We start from the raw sequence: 20,380 nt of genomic DNA on the forward strand, positions 1-20,380 counted from the left end.
ACCGTTGTATAACCGCCTCCGACCTGCTAAAATAGGGTCTGTCGAATCAATTGTTTTACGGTCCGCTTCCACCGGCCTCAGGAGGGCGCGGATCTCTGCCGCTGCTTCGCCGGTCCCCGGCGGCAGCCTGGAGGAGGAAATCCATGTTTATCAAACGCATCTCCGCGCTCCTGGTCTGCGCTGCCCTGCTCAGTGGGCTCACCGCTTCGGCCCAGGCAGTGGAGTTTCCCGACGTGTCCACGGAACACTGGGCCTATGCCGACATTCAAAAGGCTTCGGGATACGGGCTGATCCAGGGGCTGGAAGACGGGACCTTTCGTCCGGAGGAGACCCTGAACCGCGCCTCTTTCGTCACCATCCTTCAGCGCATGTTCTCCTGGGAGGACGTATTGCCGGCCTCTCCCTCCTTCTCCGATGTCCGGCCCGGCGACTGGTATTACGCGGCCGCCGAGACAGCCCGTGCCCACGGCGTTACCGGCGAGGAGACGCTCTTTCAGCCTATGGCCTACATCACGCGGGAGGATATGGCGGTCATGCTGGTGCGGGCGCTGGGGTATGAATCCCTGGCCGGCGACATCGCCTCCCTGGGCGTCCCCTTCCCCGATGTGACCTCCCACCCCGGTCACATCGCCCTCTCCGCCGCCATCGGTATGACCACCGGCGTGGAGGTGGACGGCCAGCTTCTCTTCCAGCCAGATGCCTTCGCCACCCGTGGACAGGCCGCCGCCATGCTTTCCCGTGTCTACGAGCGCTACTGCTCAACCATCGACTGGCTCAATGGCTTTTACGCCTTCTCCTCGTATTCCCAAATCTCCTTTACCGACGAGATGGACGTGGTGTCGGTGGGCTGGGCCCGAATGAGCTATGACGCCGACGCCGGCCCCTGGCTCAACTCCACCAGCTCGGGGGGAAACGACTGGGTCAAGCCGCAGGATGCTTCCACCGCCACCTCTTATTTCCAGGGAAACGGCACGCCCTATACGCTCAACGTCTATGCAGACACCACACAGGACGTCGCCCTTCCCGACGGCTCCAGGACCAGTGTACTGGAGACCATTCTCCCCGACCCGTCGGTCAGGGCGCAGGCCGTGGCCGCCTTGACCGCCGCGGCTTCGGACTATGCGGGCATCACCATCGACTTTGAAGGACTGCGGACCGATCTCTTAAAGGCCGACTTTGTCTCCTTCATGACCGAACTGCGGGCCGCGCTTCCCTCCGGCAAGACCCTCTTTGTCTGCGTTCCCCCCAACGACTGGTACAAGGGCTATGATTTCAGGGCCCTTGGCGAGGTGTGCGACAAGGTCATCTACATGGTCCATGACTATCAGTGGACCAGCGTACCCAGCTATCAGATCGGCAAGCCCATGGGGACCACGGAGGATACCTCCTCCCCAGTCACCCCCTTCCCCGACGTCTACCGGGCCCTGCAGGCCATCACTGACGCGGAGACCGGTGTGCAGGACAAGAGCAAAATCGCCCTCCAGATCTCCTTCGGCACGGCGGGTTTTCAGGTGGATGAGAACGGGAACCTCCTCTCCTCCACCATCTACCATCCCGCCCAGAATACCATTGCCAAGCGCCTGCTCCAGTCCGACACGGTGGTGACTTACGATGACCACACCCGCAATCCTGCGGCCCTCTATACCACTGAGGACGGCAGCCGCATTCTTCTCTGGTACGAGGATGCCCGAAGTGTGGCGGACAAGCTGACCCTGGCCCGGATGTTCGGCATCACAGGGGTGTCGGTGTGGCGCTTGGGAAATATTCCTGCCTACTCCGACGTCCCTAATTATGACGTCTGGTCCGCCATTTTGGCCCAGCGGTGAAGCTGCTGCGCCCATTGATCAGGAGATGATGCGCCCATGCTCACAAAGAAGACCCTTCAGGAATTTCTGCTTCTCTCCCTCGGCACGTCTCTGGTATCCATCGGCGTCTATTTCTTTAAGTTTCCCAACCACTTTTCCATGGGCGGCGTCTCCGGTCTCTCTATTTTGCTGGGTGAGCTTTTTTCCGCTCCCTGGCTCACCCCCTCCACCTTTAACACCCTAATCAACATCATCTTTCTCGCTTTGGGCTTTGTGGTGCTGGACAAGGGCTTTGGGGTCCGTACGGTGTACTGCTCACTTCTCTACTCCGGTCTGGTCCAGGTCCTTGAGTGGATCTATCCCATGGAGCGTCCCCTCACCGACGAGCTGATGCTGGAGCTCTTTTTTGCCGTTATCCTGCCGGCTCTGGGCTCGGCCATCCTCTTCAACCTGGGCTCCTCCACCGGCGGTACGGACATTGCGGCCATGATCCTCAAGAAGTATACCGGCGTGGATGTGGGGCGGGCTCTGCTCTACTCGGATGTTCTCATCGCCGCCTCGGCCCTCTTTGTCTTTGGTATCACGGCCGGCCTGTGCTCACTGTTGGGCCTGGTCCTCAAATCGGTGCTGGTCGACAATGTGATCGAATCCCTGAACCGCCGAAAGGCCTTTATCATCGTCACCGCTCATCCCGAGATCGCCTGCAGCTATATCACCGACAATCTGGTCCGGGGCGCCACCCTCTGGGATGCCGAGGGGGCCTACACCCATCAGGAACACCATATCGTGCTCACGGTCCTCTCCCGGAGTCAGGCCGTCCTCCTCCGCCGCCATCTGAAGGCACAGGATCCCCAGGCTTTTATGATCGTCACCAATTCCAGCGAGATTTTTGGAAAAGGCTTTCTCAGGGCCTGACCCGTAATGCAAAGTCGGCCCAGAGCGGGGACCTCCTAAATGAGGCCCCGCTCTGGGCCGACTTTGCGCTTTACGGCTGGACACCGTCCTACAGGCGGTAGCGTTTGCGCAGATATTCCAGAAAAGAGCACAGCTCCGTTCGGGCCGCCTCGGGCAGGTTGTCAAAATAGAGAAATCCGCTCTCCGTGTGCCGGATGGGCACCTCTTCTCTGGTCAGCCCCATGAGATAGTCCATTGACACGTTGAAATATTCAGCGAACTTTTTCTTCAACGCGTCCTCAGGTTCATTGACATTGCGCTCATATTTGGACAGCGCACTCACTGAAATCCCCATCAATTCCGCAAATTCCTTCTGGCCGATCTTTCTGCCCTTTCGGAGCTCCGCCAGACGTTCACCCTCCATTGCAATGACCCCCACTTCGGGAAAAGAGTATTCTCCCTCTCCACCTCATTTTTATATTCTGCCCAAATCAGAAAATATTTACTTGATAATGGCCGAATTCTGCGTATAATTAGTTTTGAATAGCAAATAACGGCGAATGGCGTGGTTTTATGATTGAGCGTTTCCTTCTCCTGTCCGGCGGCTATTTTCCCGAAGCCCTGCGAAAGACCGTTCTCTTCCATGCGAAGGAGTCTATGGAACAGGCGAGGCGGGACGGCGCCCTTCTTTGGACGGATCTCCCCCTCTTCGACCTTTCCCCTCTCCCCTGGAGCCACGGTATCATCTCCATCCCCCGCTCTTTCTGGCAGCGCTTTGACACCGATCGCGCCTATTACGGCTGTCTGGTCCGTCGATCCGCTCAGGTCTGTATTCTGGCCCTCCATGCCGATCCCTACCATCGGGAACGGGTGGCCCTGGTCAGCGGGCTATGCACGCTCCATGAGGTGCCTTTCCGTGCCCATCTCTTTTAGCGCATCGTTCCAATATTCAAAACAATCCCTAAGCGCCCTGCTTATGGACGCAAGTGTGTTTGCTCCTGCCATACTCCGGAAATAAAAAAATTTCCCCCTCGACGGTTTTCCCCTTCTTTCTCTTACAGCTATGGTAAAATATGGTTATCAAAGCAGAAGGGAGTCCTCTCTATGCAGTTTCTTCGCAAAAAAGGCCTCTTTGAGTCTGGCAGGGTGCTCTATCTGTCGGTGGACTCCCTGCGGCCCAATCCCAATCAGCCCAGGACTCAATTTTCTCAGGAGGGCCTGGAGGAGCTATCCGCCAGTATTCAGGAGCACGGGATTCTCCAGCCTCTCTCAGTTCGGCGGGTTGAGGGCGGATATGAATTGGTTTCCGGAGAGCGGCGCCTCAGAGCCGCCAAGTTGGCAGGGCTGAGGGAGGTCCCCTGTATCGCGGTAGATGTAGATGATACGGCTTCCTCGCTTCTGGCCCTAGTGGAAAATCTACAGCGCCGGGATCTGGACTTTCTGGAGGAGGCCTTTGCGCTGGACAAGCTGATCCGCACCTATCACCTCTCCCAGGAGGAGGCGGCCCGGCGCATTGGGAAGTCCCAATCGGCAGTAGCCAACAAGCTGCGGCTCTTGAAGCTTCCTCCGGAAGCGCTGTACCTGCTCCGTGAGAGCGGCCTTACTGAGCGTCACGCCCGGGCGCTGCTCCGCTTGGAGGGGGATGAGGCAAGGCTTTCCGCTCTTCGCCATGTGGCCGCCAATCACTTGACGGTGACCAAAACCGAGGCTTATGTGGAAAGCCTTCTTTCTCCCAAGCCGCAAAAGCGGAAGCCCACTTATCTGATTAAAGATGTGCGATTTTTCCTCAATACCGTTACCCGTGGCCTCTCACTGATGAAGGGTGCCGGAATTGATGCTCAGTGTGGCCGGCAGGAGACTGCAGATGCCATTCTTCTCACCATCCGCATTCCAAAGTGCTCTTGACAGGCTCCCCTCTTCTCCCCCGGCGGAATGTTTCACGTGAAACATTCCGCCGGCTTCTTTTTGGAATGTTTCACGTGAAACACGGAAATTTAGTTGAATTACCACGGCGCACGCATTATAATAGAACCTGTTGAAATACCGGGCACCCCTGCAAGGGGGTGCTCGCCCGCTCCGGCCTTTGGTCCTCAATCCGCATTACTTCCAACCTCCCGAAAGAAAGAGAGCAGGTGTCCCATGGGAAAAACCATCGCAATCGTCAACCAGAAAGGCGGCGTCGGCAAAACCACGACTTGCGTCAACTTGGCCGCCGCACTCAAGGCCCTGGACCGTCGCATCTTGGTCTGCGACTTTGACCCACAGGCCAATACCACTTCGGGATTTGGGGTCGATAAGACCGCCTCTTCCCCCTCCATCTACGATGTGCTGATCGACGATGCCGACTGCCGGAAAGCCATCGTCCCCACCGTCTGGGCCGATGTGATCCCCTCCAACAAGGCTTTGGCCGGGGCCACTGTGGAGATGATCGGTATGTCCCGGCGGGAATATCTGCTCAAGGATGCTTTGGCTCCCTTCCATGAGGAATATGACTACATCTTTGTGGACTGTCCCCCCTCTCTGGAACTTCTCACCCTCAACGCACTGTGCGCCGCAGACACCATTCTGGTTCCCGTTCAATGCGAATACTACGCTCTGGAAGGCCTCAGCGACCTTCTCTCTACCATACGCATCGTAAAGCGGTCCCTGAATCCGGACATTGATCTGGAGGGGGTGGTCCTCACCATGTTTGACGGACGGACCAACCTTTCCATGCAGGTGGCGGAGGAGGTCAAACGTCATTTCCCCGGTAAGGTCTATGCCACGGTCATCCCCCGGAACGTCCGCCTCTCCGAAGCCCCCAGCCACGGGAAGCCTGTCACTGCCTACGACGGCCTTTCCCGGGGCGCCGAAGCCTATCGCGCCCTGGCGGAAGAGCTGGTGGAAAAGAACGGCTACGCAGTGACAAGAGTCTGAGCTCCGCCTGTTTTCCTGCGGCGCAAGCGAGCTTCCTTTTATCAAAACCCAAGTAAACTGTAACGTAGAAGGAGTGATCCTATGGCATCAGAACGCGGCCTGGGCAAAGGTCTGGGTGCTCTGCTGGGCGACGCGGCCCTGCAATCCCAGGAGGGCGGCTCGGTCTCTCTCCCCCTGGCCCAGGTGGAGCCGGGCCTGAAACAGCCCCGGAAACGATTTGATGAAGAGACTTTGGCCGATCTGGCCGACTCTATTCGTACACACGGTATCATCCAGCCCCTTACTGTGCGGCGGCTGTCCTCCGGCTATTATCAGATCATCGCAGGCGAGCGCCGTTGGCGGGCCGCCAAGCTGGCCGGTCTGTCAGAGGTGCCCGCTGTCATCATAGAGGCCGACGATCGCAAGGTGATGGAGCTGGGCCTTATTGAAAACCTCCAGCGCGAGGACCTCAATCCCATGGAAGAAGCCATGGGATATCGAACCCTAATGGAGGAATACGGTCTCACCCAGGAAGAGACTGCTCAGCGCGTAGGCAAATCACGCCCCGCTGTAGCAAATGCGCTGCGGCTGATCGCCCTGCCCGACGCCATCCGTCATCTTGTGGAAGAGGGGCAGCTCTCCGCAGGCCATGCCAGAGCGCTTCTGAGCATCTCCAGCAGCACCCTTCAAAAAAAGCTGGCCCAAAAGATCATTGCCGAGGGACTCTCCGTCCGGCAGACCGAGGCCCTAGCAAAACGCTTTGCCAGAGAAGAGGCGCAGGAGGAAACCGCATACGCAGCGCCGCCCGACCCCATGAAGCTCTATCGGGACGCCGCAGCGAAGGACCTCACCACCCGCTGGGGCAGAAAGGTCTCGATCACGATGGGGCCCAAAAAGGGAAAGCTGGAATTTGAGTTCTATAATGACGAAGACCTCACCGAGCTGTTGGACAGGCTCTCCGACCTGAGGGGAGGAGGCCAGTCTTGAACCGGGAACCAGAAGAAAAGCAGGAGCATGAATCCGGAGGGCTCCAACACGCCGCCGAGCATGAGCGGCCCCATAAGCGGCTCTCTGTCATGAATTACCTCACCATCCTCTTTGCCGCCGCGTTTTTGCTGCTGCTCCTCAGCTATCTGATGCAGCAGCGCACCAACAGCGAAACCATCGAGGGGCTGAAACAGTCGGTTTCCGCCATGCAGTCCATCGACAGCCTCCAAAAAGAAAAAGAGGGACTGGAGTCCCAAGTGGCATTGCTGGAGGAGCAGGTCGCTCACCTGGAAGGCCAGGTCAGCGCCCTCCAAAATGAAACTGCGGCGCTTCAGAGCACCGCCGAGGACCAAGCACACGCTGCCGAGGCCATGGACTGGTTCTGGAGAATTCAGCGGGAGCTCTCCCGGGGCCGTTACGGCTCAGCGCGTTCCCTGGTGGAGGCATTCCAGGCCACCGGCTTGGAGGACTGCCTGCCCACCGACCACCCTGCGGACCCTGAGGGTCCTTCCCCCGCCGAGCAGTATCAGGAGATCCTCGCCGTGCTATACTAAGGCGTAGCCGACCAGATAGAACGCCCACCCGAGGGCCTTTGTTTCACGTGAAACATCCCCGCGCTGAACGACTAACAATGAGGTGAACAACATGTTGGATATCAAGTTTATCCGCGAAAATCCCGAAGCGGTGAAAGAAAACATCCGGAAAAAATTTCAGGAGGAAAAGCTTCCCCTGGTTGACCAGGTGCTGGAACTGGATAGCCAAAACCGCCAGACCATTCAAGAGGCCCAAGACTTGAGGACCCAGAGGAACACCCTCTCCAAGCAGGTGGGAATGCTGATGGGGCAGGCCAAGAAGGACCCGTCCAAACTGGCAGAGGCTGAAGCCCTGAAGGCCAAAGTCACGGCCGACGCCCAGCGCCTGGCCGAATTAGAGGCACAGGAAACCGCCCTTGCTGAGGAGATCCGAAAAATCATGCTGGTGATCCCCCAGATCATCGACCCCTCCGTCCCCATTGGGCCAGACGACTCCGCCAATGTGGAGGTCCAGCGTTTCGGTGAGCCACTGGTGCCCGACTTCGAAGTCCCTTACCACACCGACATCATGGAGTCCTTTGATGGCATCGATATGGACGCCGCCGGGCGGGTGTCCGGCTCCGGCTTCTATTATCTGCTGGGCGATATTGCCCGCCTCCACGAGGCTGTTCTGGCCTATGGCCGGGACTTCATGATCGACAAGGGCTTCACCTACTGTATCCCCCCCTTCATGATCCACGGGAACGTAGTGGAGGGTGTGATGAGTCAGACCGATATGGACGGCATGATGTATAAGATCGAAGGGGAAGACCTCTACCTCATCGGTACTTCTGAGCACTCGATGATCGGGCGCTTTATTGATCAGATCATTCCAGAGGAAAAGATCCCCCAGACCCTCACCTCCTACTCCCCCTGCTTCCGCAAGGAAAAGGGCTCCCACGGCATTGAAGAGCGGGGCGTCTACCGCATCCACCAGTTTGAAAAGCAGGAGATGATCGTAGTCTGCAGGCCGGAGGAATCCATGGACTGGTATGAAAAGCTGTGGCGGTATTCTGTAGAGCTCTTCCGCAATTTTGATATCCCCGTCCGGCAACTGGAGTGCTGCTCCGGCGACCTGGCCGATCTAAAGGTAAAATCCTGCGACATCGAGGCCTGGAGTCCCCGGCAGAAAAAATACTTTGAAGTCTGTTCCTGCTCCAACCTAGGCGACGCCCAGGCCCGGCGGCTGAAAATCCGCATCCGGGGAGAGGATGGGAAAAATTATCTGGCCCACACCCTCAACAACACCTGTGTGGCCCCTCCCCGCATGCTCATCGCCCTCCTGGAAAACAATCTCCAGGCCGATGGCAGCGTAAAAGTCCCCAAGGTCCTCCAACCCTATATGGGAGGAAAGGCGCTCCTGGTCCCGAAGACAAAATAAGAACTGCCGCCCGCAGATCCCATACCCTTCCGCGTCTCCCGCTGAAAGAGAGGAATCCAATGAGACCCCGATTTTTTCCCCTTGCCCTGGCGCTGTCCGTGCTGCTCGCCCTCCCCGCGGCCGCCTTTTCCGACGTGCCCGCAGACACCTGGTACGCCAGCAGCGCAGCCCAATGTCAACAGGCCGGCCTGCTCAAAGGCACCTCCTCAGACACCTTTTCCCCAGACAAAACCGTCACCTTGGCAGAGGTCATGACTGTGGCCGCCCGTCTGTCCTACCAGCAGTCAGGCGGAAACGGAGACCTCCCGACGGCTCCGGAGAGTTGGGGAACCGGTTCGATCAACACGCCTGCCGGTGCAGTCCTGCTCTCCTTCTCCTCTGAAGACCTGGACCACAAATTGTCCTATTATTTTGACAGTACTACACCCCGCCGTCTCCACCTGCTGTTGGAGGTGAACAGCCAGGAATATAAAGCCCTCTCCCCCGCTGGCGGAGCCGCAGAGGTGAGTCTGACGCTGAATGGAGCCATTGTGCTCACAGGCTTCCTCGCACCCGCATCCGACGGCACGCTCCGCATCGAGTTTACCGCCGCCGTAGGGCTCGACTACACTGCCTTCCACCGCGAACTCTCCTCTTTTCTTCCCGCACCGGCCCGTGGATTGTGGTATCGAAACGCCCTGTGGTATGCGCGCGAACACGGCCTGATGGACGCGCAGCCCATGGAAACCCCCTTTGAAGCCCCCGCCTCCCGGGAAGAACTGGGGGAGTGGATCCTGTCCGCACTGCCAGCAGACTGTTTTCCCGCCATCACCACCCTGGACTCCCTCCCTGACACGGAAGATCCGGGCGTACTCACGCTTTACCGCGCGGGAATCTTCACCGGTGTGGATGCACAGGGTACGTTTGCAGGAAATCGCACCCTTACCCGCGCCGAACTGGCTGCCGTATTGGCCAGAGTTCTGGACCCACAGCAAAGAGTTTCCCTTAATTCCAGGAATTAGTTTCTATTTTTATAATTTTATGGTATTACACAGGCTGCTCATAACCAAAAGGAGGGTCAGATCATGTATCAGGAAAAAACCAAAGGGTTTATCGCAGAGTTCAAGCAATTCATTGCCCGCGGCAACGTCATGGACATGGCGGTGGGCGTCATCGTCGGCGGCGCGTTCAAGGCCATTGCCGATTCCCTCACCGCCGATATCATCATGCCCATCATTGGTATCTTTGTCAGCGAAAATTCTTTTGCGGACCTAAGCCTCACCGTGGGGACCGCCGTCATTACATATGGAAATTTCATTCAGGCTGTGCTCAATTTCCTCATTATGGCCCTTGTCGTATTCTGTCTGGTCAAGGGTATCAACCGCTTCCATCGCAAAAAGGAAGAGGCGCCCGCCGCTCCCCCGGCACCCGCCGAGCCCTCTGAGGAAGAAAAGCTCCTGATGGAGATCCGCGACTTGCTGAAGGAGCAGAAGTAACCTCTATTTCAATCCGCAAGGAGAACATTATGCCTGACGAAAAGCAGAATCAGGACCCCGGTCAGCAAAGCGAACCTCCCGTCTACGCATCTCCCGTCAAACGGGCCTGGGCATGGGTGGGAATCGCCTATATGCTCATCACCTTGGCCACCTTCACCTACTATCTGGCCACCGCGAGGATACTCACCGGCATCGGCCCTCTCCTCTTCTGCCCCGCGCTGGCGGGGCTGGGAGCCACCGCCGTACTGCGCTATCGCGCCGGCGAAGGGCGGGGCGGACCGGTGGCCTGCGCCGTTCTGACCGCCCTCTGCGCGGTGCTGCTGCTCCTCAACCTGGGGATCGGTATTCCCGCACTGCTGCGGAATTTTGGAGGCTGAGCCATGACCGAACAGCTAAAAGAGGGGCTGGCCCAATTGGGGCTTACACCGCCGGAAGGCGCCGTGGCACAGATGGTCCGGTACGCCGGACTGCTCCTGGAGCAAAACAAGGTGATGAATCTCACCGCCATCAAAGAGCCTGCGCAGGTGGCAGCCCTTCACTTTCTGGACTCCGCCGCCCTGCTGGGCTGTGCCGACCTGAGGGGAAAATCCCTGGTGGACGTGGGCACCGGCGCCGGTTTTCCCGGCATGGTGCTCAAGCTCATGGTCCCGGAGCTGCGGCTCACCCTGGTGGACAGTCTGGGCAAGCGCCTGGACTGGTTGGGCGAGGTGTGCGGAGCACTGGGACTGGAGGGGGTGGAGCGCCGTCACGCCCGCGCCGAGGAGCTCGCCCTCCAGTCGGGCTGGAGGGACTCCTTTGACTTTGCAACGGCCAGAGCCGTAGCCGAGCTGCGGGTGCTGTGTGAGATCTGCCTCCCCTATGTAAAAGTGGGCGGCCGGTTCCTCGCCATGAAAGCCGCGGACTGCGACGAAGAACTCTCCGCTGCTGCACACGGTGCAGAACTCCTGGGGGGGCGGCTTCTCCCCTCCTATCGGTACCACATCCCCGGCACAGAGGTCGACCGAAGGGTCATCGTCGTGGAGAAGGTCGCCCCCACGCCCAAGGGCTATCCCAGACGTTGGGCTAAGATCCAGAAATCGCCTCTCTCCTGACGACGGTCCGCCCGCCGGAACACCGCCGACGCGCCCGAGAAGAAATTTCACATTTCGCATAAAATGATTTGAACTATCTGATTGCAAATGGTATAATAGTAACCATCTGGTAGGAGGCACTCTATGGGTACGGTAATCGTCGTCACATCGGGCAAGGGCGGAACTGGAAAGACCTCGCTCACCGGCGGCGTGGCCTCCTGTCTGGCGGCGCTGGGCAGACAGGTGCTGTGTATCGACATGGATATCGGCCTGCGCAACCTAGACATCTCTCTGGGCATGACCGACCGGGCCCTGATGGACTTTACCGACGTACTGGAGGGCCGCTGCTCTTTGGAGCGGGCCGCCGTGGAACATCCGGTCATCCGAAACCTCTACCTCCTTACCGCACCGGTAAGCCCTCCCCCCCACCCGTTGGGAGAGAGTTCCATGCTGGACCTGCTGCGGCAGGCCCGGGAACGATTTGACTATGTGCTCATCGACTCCCCCGCCGGCCTGGGCTCCGGCTTTCGCCTGGCCTCCTGCGGCGCAGACCGCGCCGTGGTCGTCTCCACCAACGACTCCTCCGCCCTTCGGGACGCACAGCGCACCGTTACCGAGCTGGGCCGCAGCATAGACACCATCCACTTGGTGATGAACCGCATCCAGCCCAAGCTGATGCGCCGGCTGAGGACCACCATCGACGACGCCATGGATGCCGCAGGTCTTCCCCTCCTGGGCGTGGTGCCCGAGGACGCACAGGTCATTCTGGCCGCCAATACCTCCCAGCCCTTGATCCTGACCAGCCGGAAGGGCGCGGCCCTGGCCTATCTGAACATCGCCAAACGGCTGCTGGGCGAACGTGTCCCCCTGATGAAAATACATTGACGATATATTTTAGAGAGGATGAGCTAAGATGAATCTTGCACTGATGAGCCACGACCGTAGAAAGGAATTGATGGTGCAGTTCTGTATCGCTTACTGCGGCATTCTCTCCAAGCATACCGTATGCGCCACCAACACCACCGGCAAGCTGGTGGCCGAGGCCACCGGTCTGCCGGTCAATCTTTTCCTGTCTCACGAGCACGGCGGGATCCAGCAGATCGGCGCCCGCATTGCCTACAATGAGATCGATATGGTGCTCTTCTTCACCGAGCCCCAGTCCGACGACCTGGACGACGACGTCCGCTATATCCGTAAGCTCTGTGACCAGTATAACATTCCCCTCGCCACCAATGTGGCCACCGCTGAAATGCTCATTCTGGGCCTGGAGCGGGGCGATCTGGACTGGCGCGATATTGTCAGCCCCAAAACTGCGCCCTTCCGGGTATGACAGGGCCGCATGTCCTGCCCTGACGGTGATGGCCGCCGGAGCCGCTTTCTTTCCAAAAAGCTGTGATTTTTGGTTGACTTTTTCCCAAAAGTGGGATACTATTTGAAAGAATCGAACCGCAAAGACGGAGCATGAGTACCCCGCAGCACCGCCGGACAGAGAGGAACCCCAAGGCTGAAAGGGCTCCACGGCCAGGAGTGGGAGAAGACGGCCCCAGCAGCGGGCCCGGAGACGGGTGCGGTCCCCTTCCCGCAACAGAAGGTCGGAGGACGGCCCCGCGTTATACCGCAGGCCGTTAAAAATGGGTGGCACCACGAAAGCAGGCGCTTTCGTCCCATTGGGGACGAAAGCGCCTTTTTGTCCTTTTTACAGACAAGACCCCAACATCTTATCACAAAGGAGCGTTTCCATGGACCGTATCAAACCCAGAACCCTCTCCGGCTTTATGGAGCTGCTGCCGCAGCGGCAGGTACAGTTCGAGCGCATGGTGGAGGCCCTGCGCAAAACCTACTCTCTCTATGGTTTTACCCCCCTGGATACCCCCGCCATCGAGGCCAGCGAGGTGCTTCTGGCTAAAGGCGGCGGAGAGACCGAAAAGCAGATCTACCGCTTTACCAAAGGGGACACGGACCTCAGCCTGCGTTTTGATCTCACCGTCCCCTTGGCCAAGTATGTGGCGCTGCACCACAATGAACTTACTTTCCCCTTCCGGCGCTTTCAAATCGGAAAGGTCTACCGGGGAGAGCGGGCACAGCGGGGCCGGTTCCGGGAGTTTTATCAGGCCGATATCGATGTGATCGGCGACGGCGCGCTGGATATCGCCAACGAGGCCGAGGTGCCCGCCATCATCTACAATACCTTCACCGCCCTGGGCCTCAGGCGCTTTAAGATCCGTGTCAACAACCGCAAGGTCCTCAACGGCCTCTTTGACGCCTTGGGCCTCCGGGCGCAGTCCGGAGACGTGATGCGCACCATTGATAAGCTGGAGAAAATCGGCGCGGAAAAGGTTAGAGCGATTCTCACCGAGGATTTTGCCGTGCCCGCCGACACAGCGGACAAGCTTCTCGCTCTCCTTGCCACTAAGGACCCCATGTCCGCTCTGGAACATTACCGCGGTCAAAATGCCCTCCTGGATCAGGGGATCGAAGAGCTCTCCACCGTGGTGGGCTATATGTCCGCCTTCGGTGTGCCAGCCGACCACTTTATGGTGGACCTGACCATCGCCCGCGGCCTGGACTACTATACCGGGACCGTTTATGAGACCGTCATGCTGGATCACCCCGAGATCGGCTCCATCTGTTCCGGCGGCAGATATGACAACTTAGCGGAATATTACACTGATAAACAACTCCCTGGAGTCGGAATTTCCATTGGTCTCACCCGTCTGTTTTTTGTCCTGGAGGACCAGGGCTATCTCAACGACGCACTCCTCACCGCGCCGGCGGATGTCCTCATTCTCCCCATGACCCAGGATCTCTCCCCCGCCATCTCACTGGCCACCACTCTTCGGGAGGCGGGGGTCCGGACCCAGCTCTATACGGAGCAGAAAAAATTCAAGGCTAAAATGAACTATGCCGACAAGCTGGGGATTCCCTATGTGATCTTCCTGGGAGAGGACGAGGTGAGCGCAGGGGTCTGTGCCGTCAAGGACATGGGCTCCGGCGAACAGGTCAAGGCCGACCCTGACCAGGCTGTGGCGCTCATCCAGGCGGGTATTCGGCAGCGCAGTACTGGCACGCCCATTCAGGACAAGGTTTCAGAGCACATGAGAGGGCAGCCCTGAAGCCTGACTCTTTCCTTTGAGAACGGTCATTTTTGATTCCATTTTGTATATTTTATTTTATAATAAACATTAAGGAGAGATATTGATATGTTTCAGTCCCGCACCCACACCTGTAACGAGCTCCGCATCGAGCACGTGGGGCAGCAGGTCACCCTTGTCGGCTGGATGGAAAATGTCCGGGAAGTGGGCGGAAATCTGGCCTTTGTCATCCTCCGGGATTTCTATGGCACCACCCAAGTAGTGGTCGAGACCGAAGACATGATGAAGCTCGTCAAATCCATCAACAAGGAATCCACCATCCGGGTAGAGGGCATCGTTCGGGAGCGCGACAGCAAGAATCCCAAGCTGTCCACCGGGGATATCGAAGTCCTGCCCAGCAAAATCGAGGTTTTGGGCCGGTGCCGCTACCATGAGCTCCCCTTTCCGATCAACCGCAGCCGCGAGGCGGATGAGGCCGCCCGACTCAAGTACCGCTACCTGGACCTCCGGAATCCCGCTGTAAAGGGCAACATCGTGCTGCGCTGTCAGGTGGTGGCGGCCCTGCGCCAAGCCATGACCGATCACGGCTTCCTGGAGATCACCACCCCTATCCTCACCGCCTCCTCCCCCGAGGGGGCCCGGGATTATCTGGTGCCTGCCCGAAACCATCCGGGTAAGTTCTATGCCCTGCCGCAGGCGCCCCAGCAGTTCAAACAGCTCCTGATGGCCTCCGGCTTCGACCGCTACTTTCAGATCGCCCCCTGCTTCCGGGACGAGGATGCCCGGGCCGACCGCTCCCCCGGCGAATTCTATCAATTGGATATGGAGATGGCCTTCGCCACCCAGGAGGATGTCTTCGCCGTGCTGGAGGATGTGCTGCCTCCCATCTTTGCCAAGTACGGCAAGTATCATACGGCCTCCTCCGCACCCTTTACCCGCATTCCCTTTGCCCAGGCCATGGACACCTACGGCTCCGACAAACCGGACCTGCGCATCGATCTCACCGCGGTGGACGCCACAGCGCTCCTCGCCGACTGCGGCTTCGGTCCCTTTGAGGGAAGTGTGGTAAAGGCCGTACCCGTCACTAACTTTACCGCCACACGCAAGCAGATCGACAAGCTCTGCGCCGATGTGGAGGTACAGTCAGGTGGCAAAGTCTACTGGTTCCGGCTGGACGAAAAGGGAGAGCTGGTGGGCGGTATCTCCAAGTTCCTACAGGACCGGAAGGAGGCCGTGATTGCGGCCCTGGGCTTGAAACCCAATACCTTTGTGGGCTTGACCGCCGGGAAAAAGCTGGCGGCCCAAAAGACCGCCGGCGTACTCATCAAGATGCTCCCCGCCCTCGCCCCCGAGCATATGGATAAGGAACGGTACGCGTTCTGCTGGATCACCGACTTCCCCATGTATGAGATCGGCGAGGAGTCCGGTGAGCTGGAGTTCTGCCACAACCCCTTCTCCATGCCCATCGGTGAACTGGAGATCCTGGAAAAGGCCCACCGGGGAGAGGTGGACCCCCTCACCATCATGGCCTATCAGTATGACTTGGTGTGCAACGGCGTGGAACTCTCCTCCGGTGCAGTCCGGAACCATGACCCTGAGATCATGATCCGGGCCTTTGAGCTGGTTCGGCTGGGTGAAGAGGACGTCAAGGCCAAGTTCCCCGCCATGTACAACGCCTTTTGCTATGGAGCTCCCCCCCATGCGGGTATCGCCCCCGGCGTAGACCGGATGGTCATGCTCCTGGCCGGTGAGGATTCTATCCGTGAGATCATCCCCTTCCCTATGAACAAAAATGCACAGGATCTGATGATGGATGCCCCTTCCACCGTCAGCCAGAAACAACTGGACGAGCTGCATATTGCGTTGGTAGAGCCGGAAGCATGATCCCGGCTTGCCCTGGTGACGGAAGGAGCCCCGGACCTTTGAGGTCCGGGGCTCCTTCCGTTATGGTCCGTTTGAGATGTACTATGTAAAGGGTGAATCAACCACCCAATACATCACATTGACCGACGGCTCATTTGTGGCAGAATATCAGAAACTGGAATTCTGTGATCGACTCGCAGGGGGGGCCGGAGCGGGAGCGTCTGGGAATGACCTGGACGCTCTTTCTTTTTATAAGCCCCGGTAAGGGCGCACTTACTCACCACCCGCCGCTGGCCGGTGGTGGTATGGCCTTGCGCCCTCCGGGGGACGGGGGGTGGGGCGGCTCCGCCGTCAGCTTCCCCCCGCGCCGGTATATACAGCAGACGCCAACGGCGGCTTGGGCATCGGACGCCGCTGCTTCGATATACTGGGGCTTGGGCGCCGTCAGCCACCAACAAGCTGCGCCGGGTATATACCGAGGCATTGCTTGCTACTACTGTCAACGTCCGTCAAAAAAGGATGAACATTGTTCGGATTAGTGGTATAATTTACCATATCAATTTGGTAAATGGAGTTTACCAAGCAATTTTAGAAAATGAAAAAACCGGTATTGGAGATATGGGTAAATGAATGAATATATGGAGTATTTAGCGAAAATAATCCCCGAAAAAGATAGTCTTAAACTTGTAAAAAATGAAGCAGAAAAATATTATAAATCACATTCTCTTGACGATTGTTTTAACATGGGAATTGAACTTTATCATTCGGATAATTTTCAAATCCAAGAAGTGGGGATTTTCCTTTTGGGATATTCTGCACATCACAATATCTCTGCACTTTCCTTTTTGAAAGATACTGTTAGCCAACATGATAGTTGGAAAGTACAAGAAATCTTAGCTATGGCTTTTGATAATCATTGTAAAATTATTGGGTATAATGTAGCTTTACCTTTGATTAAAGAGTGGTTAAATAGCGATTGTGCCAATGTTCGCAGAGCTGTTTCAGAAGGATTACGGATATGGACAAGTCGTCCTTATTTTAAGGATAATCCTCAAATAGCAATACAGTTATTATCTGCTCATAGAGAAGATCCAAGTGAATATGTGCGAAAATCGGTAGGAAATGCTTTGAGAGATATTAGCAAAAAATATCCTGAGCTAATTTCAAAAGAATTAAGTTTATGGAATTTATCATCTAAAGAAATCATACAGGTATATAAACTGGCGAACAAATTTTTGGATTTAACTTGAAAATAAACAACATCTGGTCGGGCAGATAACAAGGCTAACCGAACCAATCAACGGTGAAGATGAACGGTGCTTTCAGCGGCGCCGTTGACAGTCTAGCCCGTCTTTTCTGCTGGGTAGTCAAGGGGGGGAGTTCCACTTTGGTGAAATCCCCCTTGACAAATCTTCTCTTGAGACAGTGTGTGGAAAAATATGTGGAAAAGTGTGTTTTGTCTCTTTTCCACCTGTTCCGTTAAATCTGTATCTCTCCACATCCATCCGCCACCCTGTCAAAACAGGGTACGAGAGCGAGCGACAAGATCATACACAGGGCATAGCCCGGGGACCAGAATACCCGGCGCTTAGGCGGGCCCGCAATCTTCAATCAAGCCATAACCCTTCCAAAAAAATTGTGATAGAAAAACCCTCCATGCGAACAGCATTTATCCGCATGGAGGGCGATCCCGCTCTATTCCGCCGGGGCCTGCTCCTATTCCGCTGCCGGAGGCTTGGGCTGCCCTCCCCCGCCCCGATGACGGCGGCGGTGGTTCCGCCCGCTCTGTTTCTTCTCGGTCTTTTCGCCCTCGGTCTCAGGACCCTTTGGTTTTTCTGTCCGGGGCGGCTTGTCCCCCTTAGGCTTGTCTGTATGGCGGGGGGGCTGCTGTTTTTTCCGCTCCTGCGGAATCCGCTGGGTCAGCTGCTCATACTCCTCTTCTTCCTCATTCCGGGGACGCCGCCGCCGCTCCGGACGCCGAGACCCTCCCCGCCGCTCCGGAGGCAACTTTTTCTCCCGCAGGGGAGCGGCATTTTCCTCAGCCGTCTGAAAGACACGCTCCAGCGCCTCCGAAAGAGCCGTTTTTTCCGACGCGGGCCGCTCCTCCAGCGCCTCCTTGGGATCCGTTTTCCGCAGCTTTGCCAACTCTTCAGGGGGCGGGGCCACATAGCCCTCCGGCCGTTTTCCCTTTCCATTGCGTACCACGCAGATCTCACAGTTGTGGTAACACTTTGGCGTCTCAGGCGCATCGTCCAAACGCACCTTTACCTGCTCCCGGAGCAAATTCACCTGACACACATTGCCCACACCGTCCGGTGTCTCCACAAAGGACTCCGGCTTGGGCATCCGCTTGACGGCATCTTCATAGGCGTCCTGCTCGTACTTGAGGCAGCACATCAGGCGTCCACAGGTACCTGATATCTTCGTGGGATTAAGGGACAGATTCTGCGTTTTCGCCATCTTGATGGACACGGGCTGGAACTCATCCAGGAAAGTGGCACAGCAAAAGGGCTTTCCACAGATCCCCAGGCCCCCCAGCATCTTGGCCTCGTCACGCACACCGATCTGGCGGAGTTCGATACGGGTGTGAAAAATACCAGCCAGATCTTTGACCAAGGCCCGGAAGTCCACCCTGCCCTCTGAGGTAAAGAAGAACAATATCTTGTTCCCCTCAAAATTGTACTCTACCTCCACCAGCTTCATATCCAGCTTATGCTCGGCAATTTTCTCCTGACAGATGTGGAAGGCCCGCTCCTCCTTCTCCCGGTTCCGGGCCACGGTCCGCTCATCCTCCTCCGTGGCCACCCGAAGCATGGGGCGCAGCGGAGCCACTACGGCCTCATCCTCCACCATGGTATTGCCCTTCAAACATTCTCCGTATTCGATCCCCTTGGCCGTTTCAACAATGACGCCCTGTCCGGGTTCCACTTGAATGCCTTTCGGATCGAAATAGTATTGCTTTCCGCCGCTTTTAAAACGGACGCCTATAATTTCTGTCATTGGGGTACCTCGTATCTCTTTTGATTCGGACCTGTTCAAACATGCGCAAAGGCTCCCACACAGAGCCAACCGGCAATATGGCCGGCCCCTACATGGAAGGAGAGCGCCTCCTTGAGTACCTGAATATGGCCGATGAGCCGAAGGGAACGGCCCGGCGCATCTCCGCGAAGAAGTCCGTCCCGGAGCTGCTGTACCGTTTCATCCATCAGGCCGGAGAGCGCGTCCCGATCCCATTTCTCCAGCCCCACGCAATATTCCAGCAGCTCGCCCTCTCCTCCGTCCTTCAGGAGAGAAGCCAGCCTGGAAGCGGCCTCACGGATCCGTTCCTCCTCTTCTCCTCCGCCCTCCAGCCAAGCTACCGCCCGCCCCAGAACGCCCTCGCAGCGCCCTGCGGCATCCAGCACCCTTTCTCTCGGCAGGGTAGAAAATCTGGTGAGCAGATACTCCCGGCACTCCGCCGGGGTCACCGGGCTGAGGTTGAGCAGCTCACAGCGGGAACGGACCGTGGCAAGCATATTTCCGGCATTGTCGGTGAGCAGCAGGAACGCGGCATAGGCCGGACCGTCCTCCAGCAGCTTTAAAAGCGCGTTCTGAGCGCTTCCGTTCATGGTCTGGGCGTTTTCCAGCACATAGACCTTCCGCGCCGCTTCATTGGGGCGGACATAAGCGTCCGCCCGGAGCTCCCGAATCTGGGATACGCTGATATCCTTCCCATCCAGGCCGATACGGATAACATCCGGGTGGACACCTGCTCCCGCCTTCCGGCAGTCGGGGCAGTGTCCGCAGGGTGGCTCCCCTCGGCCGGAGCAGACCAGTGCCGAGGATAGGACCCCCCCCAGTGTCCGCTTACCGGTCCCGGACGGCCCTGCCAAAATGTACGCATGTGAAAGCCCACGACCGGTCTGAAGTCGGTGCTTGACCTGCGCGTTGCCTACCAGAGCGTCAAGTCCCCGCATCAGGCGCGCTCAAATCGTTCGATATCCACCACAAAAATGGTGGCACCTCCCACCGTGACTTCCACAGGCATACTGGGATAATAGCCGTAGCTCATCTCAGTGGTGGTGGGGATCATCTGCTTCCGACTGTGAGAGTGCTCTTTGATGATGTCGATCACAGCCTGCACCTTCTCCTCATCCACGCCCACGAGGATAGTGACGTTTCCGGCCATCAGAAACCCGCCGGTGGTGGCCAGCTTGGTCGAGGAAAAACCCTTCTTAGTCAGGGCATGGGTCACCGCATTGGCGTCGTCAAAGTTGATGATAGCAAGGATCAGTTTCATAGAACTCCCTCCTCAGGGACAGGCATACTGCCTCTTTACAATATGCCTATCTTATTCTTTATATTAT

Annotated in this window: 20 protein-coding genes and 1 pseudogene; 17 read left to right on the forward strand and 4 right to left on the reverse strand. The window is 57.5% G+C overall.

Annotated features, from left to right (window positions below):
- The first annotated feature begins 143 nt into the window (after window positions 1-143).
- Window positions 144-1,826, forward strand: a complete 1,683-nt coding sequence (locus ABUA09_RS02300; protein ID WP_227152090.1) for an S-layer homology domain-containing protein — start codon at window positions 144-146, stop codon at window positions 1,824-1,826.
- Between the two features lie 36 nt (window positions 1,827-1,862).
- Window positions 1,863-2,720: a YitT family protein gene (locus ABUA09_RS02305; protein WP_033117596.1), complete on the forward strand. Its 858-nt coding sequence runs from the start codon at window positions 1,863-1,865 to the stop codon at window positions 2,718-2,720.
- 88 nt (window positions 2,721-2,808) lie between these two features.
- Here ABUA09_RS02305 and ABUA09_RS02310 read toward each other — a convergent pair whose 3' ends face one another.
- On the reverse strand, window positions 2,809-3,123 hold the full coding sequence (locus tag ABUA09_RS02310; protein WP_033117597.1) for a helix-turn-helix domain-containing protein: 315 nt from the start codon (window positions 3,121-3,123) through the stop codon (window positions 2,809-2,811).
- A 149-nt stretch (window positions 3,124-3,272) separates the two neighbouring features.
- Here ABUA09_RS02310 and ABUA09_RS02315 point away from each other — a divergent pair, with 149 nt between their 5' ends.
- The 15 genes from ABUA09_RS02315 (at window position 3,273) to ABUA09_RS02385 (ending at window position 17,284) form a co-directional block, all read left to right on the forward strand.
- Window positions 3,273-3,632, forward strand: a complete 360-nt coding sequence (locus ABUA09_RS02315) for a hypothetical protein (RefSeq protein WP_033117598.1) — start codon at window positions 3,273-3,275, stop codon at window positions 3,630-3,632.
- Window positions 3,633-3,803: 171 nt separating this feature from the next.
- A complete protein-coding gene (locus ABUA09_RS02320; protein WP_279204414.1) occupies window positions 3,804-4,604 on the forward strand; it encodes a ParB/RepB/Spo0J family partition protein in 801 nt (266 codons plus the stop codon).
- 234 nt (window positions 4,605-4,838) lie between these two features.
- Window positions 4,839-5,615: a ParA family protein gene (locus tag ABUA09_RS02325; protein ID WP_033117600.1), complete on the forward strand. Its 777-nt coding sequence runs from the start codon at window positions 4,839-4,841 to the stop codon at window positions 5,613-5,615.
- 81 nt (window positions 5,616-5,696) lie between these two features.
- Window positions 5,697-6,581 carry a ParB/RepB/Spo0J family partition protein gene (locus ABUA09_RS02330; protein WP_116721616.1) on the forward strand — a complete coding sequence of 295 codons (885 nt, stop codon included), beginning with the start codon at window positions 5,697-5,699 and terminating at the stop codon, window positions 6,579-6,581.
- Window positions 6,578-7,135, forward strand: a complete 558-nt coding sequence (locus ABUA09_RS02335; protein ID WP_052082651.1) for a hypothetical protein — start codon at window positions 6,578-6,580, stop codon at window positions 7,133-7,135. Before ABUA09_RS02330 ends, ABUA09_RS02335 begins: the two co-directional genes overlap by 4 nt.
- Window positions 7,136-7,226: 91 nt before the next feature.
- Window positions 7,227-8,534 (forward strand): serine--tRNA ligase, encoded by a 1,308-nt coding sequence (gene serS, locus ABUA09_RS02340; protein ID WP_279204419.1) that lies wholly within the window; start codon window positions 7,227-7,229, stop codon window positions 8,532-8,534.
- Window positions 8,535-8,593: 59 nt separating this feature from the next.
- On the forward strand, window positions 8,594-9,535 hold the full coding sequence (locus tag ABUA09_RS02345; protein ID WP_279204421.1) for an S-layer homology domain-containing protein: 942 nt from the start codon (window positions 8,594-8,596) through the stop codon (window positions 9,533-9,535).
- Between the two features lie 63 nt (window positions 9,536-9,598).
- Window positions 9,599-10,009, forward strand: coding sequence for a large-conductance mechanosensitive channel protein MscL (gene mscL, locus ABUA09_RS02350; RefSeq protein ID WP_033117604.1), 411 nt, complete (start codon window positions 9,599-9,601; stop codon window positions 10,007-10,009).
- A 29-nt stretch (window positions 10,010-10,038) separates the two neighbouring features.
- A complete protein-coding gene (locus ABUA09_RS02355) occupies window positions 10,039-10,386 on the forward strand; it encodes a hypothetical protein (RefSeq protein ID WP_033117605.1) in 348 nt (115 codons plus the stop codon).
- Window positions 10,387-10,389: 3 nt separating this feature from the next.
- On the forward strand, window positions 10,390-11,100 hold the full coding sequence (gene rsmG / locus ABUA09_RS02360) for a 16S rRNA (guanine(527)-N(7))-methyltransferase RsmG (RefSeq protein ID WP_033117606.1): 711 nt from the start codon (window positions 10,390-10,392) through the stop codon (window positions 11,098-11,100).
- A gap of 123 nt (window positions 11,101-11,223) precedes the next feature.
- On the forward strand, window positions 11,224-11,964 hold the full coding sequence (gene minD / locus ABUA09_RS02365; protein WP_033117607.1) for a septum site-determining protein MinD: 741 nt from the start codon (window positions 11,224-11,226) through the stop codon (window positions 11,962-11,964).
- A gap of 28 nt (window positions 11,965-11,992) precedes the next feature.
- Window positions 11,993-12,409, forward strand: coding sequence for a methylglyoxal synthase (locus ABUA09_RS02370; RefSeq protein WP_033117608.1), 417 nt, complete (start codon window positions 11,993-11,995; stop codon window positions 12,407-12,409).
- Between the two features lie 409 nt (window positions 12,410-12,818).
- Window positions 12,819-14,192, forward strand: a complete 1,374-nt coding sequence (gene hisS, locus ABUA09_RS02375; RefSeq protein ID WP_033117609.1) for a histidine--tRNA ligase — start codon at window positions 12,819-12,821, stop codon at window positions 14,190-14,192.
- A gap of 87 nt (window positions 14,193-14,279) precedes the next feature.
- Window positions 14,280-16,055: an aspartate--tRNA ligase gene (aspS, locus tag ABUA09_RS02380; protein ID WP_033117610.1), complete on the forward strand. Its 1,776-nt coding sequence runs from the start codon at window positions 14,280-14,282 to the stop codon at window positions 16,053-16,055.
- A 605-nt stretch (window positions 16,056-16,660) separates the two neighbouring features.
- Entirely contained in the window at window positions 16,661-17,284 is a 624-nt protein-coding gene (locus ABUA09_RS02385; RefSeq protein ID WP_082636153.1) for a DNA alkylation repair protein, read from the forward strand.
- A gap of 856 nt (window positions 17,285-18,140) precedes the next feature.
- Here ABUA09_RS02385 and ABUA09_RS02390 read toward each other — a convergent pair.
- The 3 genes and pseudogenes from ABUA09_RS02390 to ABUA09_RS02400 form a co-directional block, all read right to left on the reverse strand.
- A pseudogene (locus ABUA09_RS02390) lies at window positions 18,141-19,034 on the reverse strand (PSP1 domain-containing protein); the annotation flags it as partial.
- 35 nt (window positions 19,035-19,069) lie between these two features.
- Window positions 19,070-19,990, reverse strand: a complete 921-nt coding sequence (locus ABUA09_RS02395) for a DNA polymerase III delta subunit-related protein (protein WP_195614627.1) — start codon at window positions 19,988-19,990, stop codon at window positions 19,070-19,072.
- Window positions 19,990-20,313, reverse strand: coding sequence for a cyclic-di-AMP receptor (locus ABUA09_RS02400; protein WP_033117614.1), 324 nt, complete (start codon window positions 20,311-20,313; stop codon window positions 19,990-19,992). The genes ABUA09_RS02395 and ABUA09_RS02400 overlap by 1 nt, the downstream gene beginning before the upstream one ends.
- Window positions 20,314-20,380: the final 67 nt, after the last annotated feature.

The sequence above is a fragment of the Intestinimonas sp. RTP31139st1_F5_RTP31139_211217 genome (genome assembly GCF_040226735.1).
In the GTDB taxonomy this organism is placed as follows: Bacteria; Bacillota; Clostridia; order Oscillospirales; family Oscillospiraceae; genus Intestinimonas; species Intestinimonas butyriciproducens.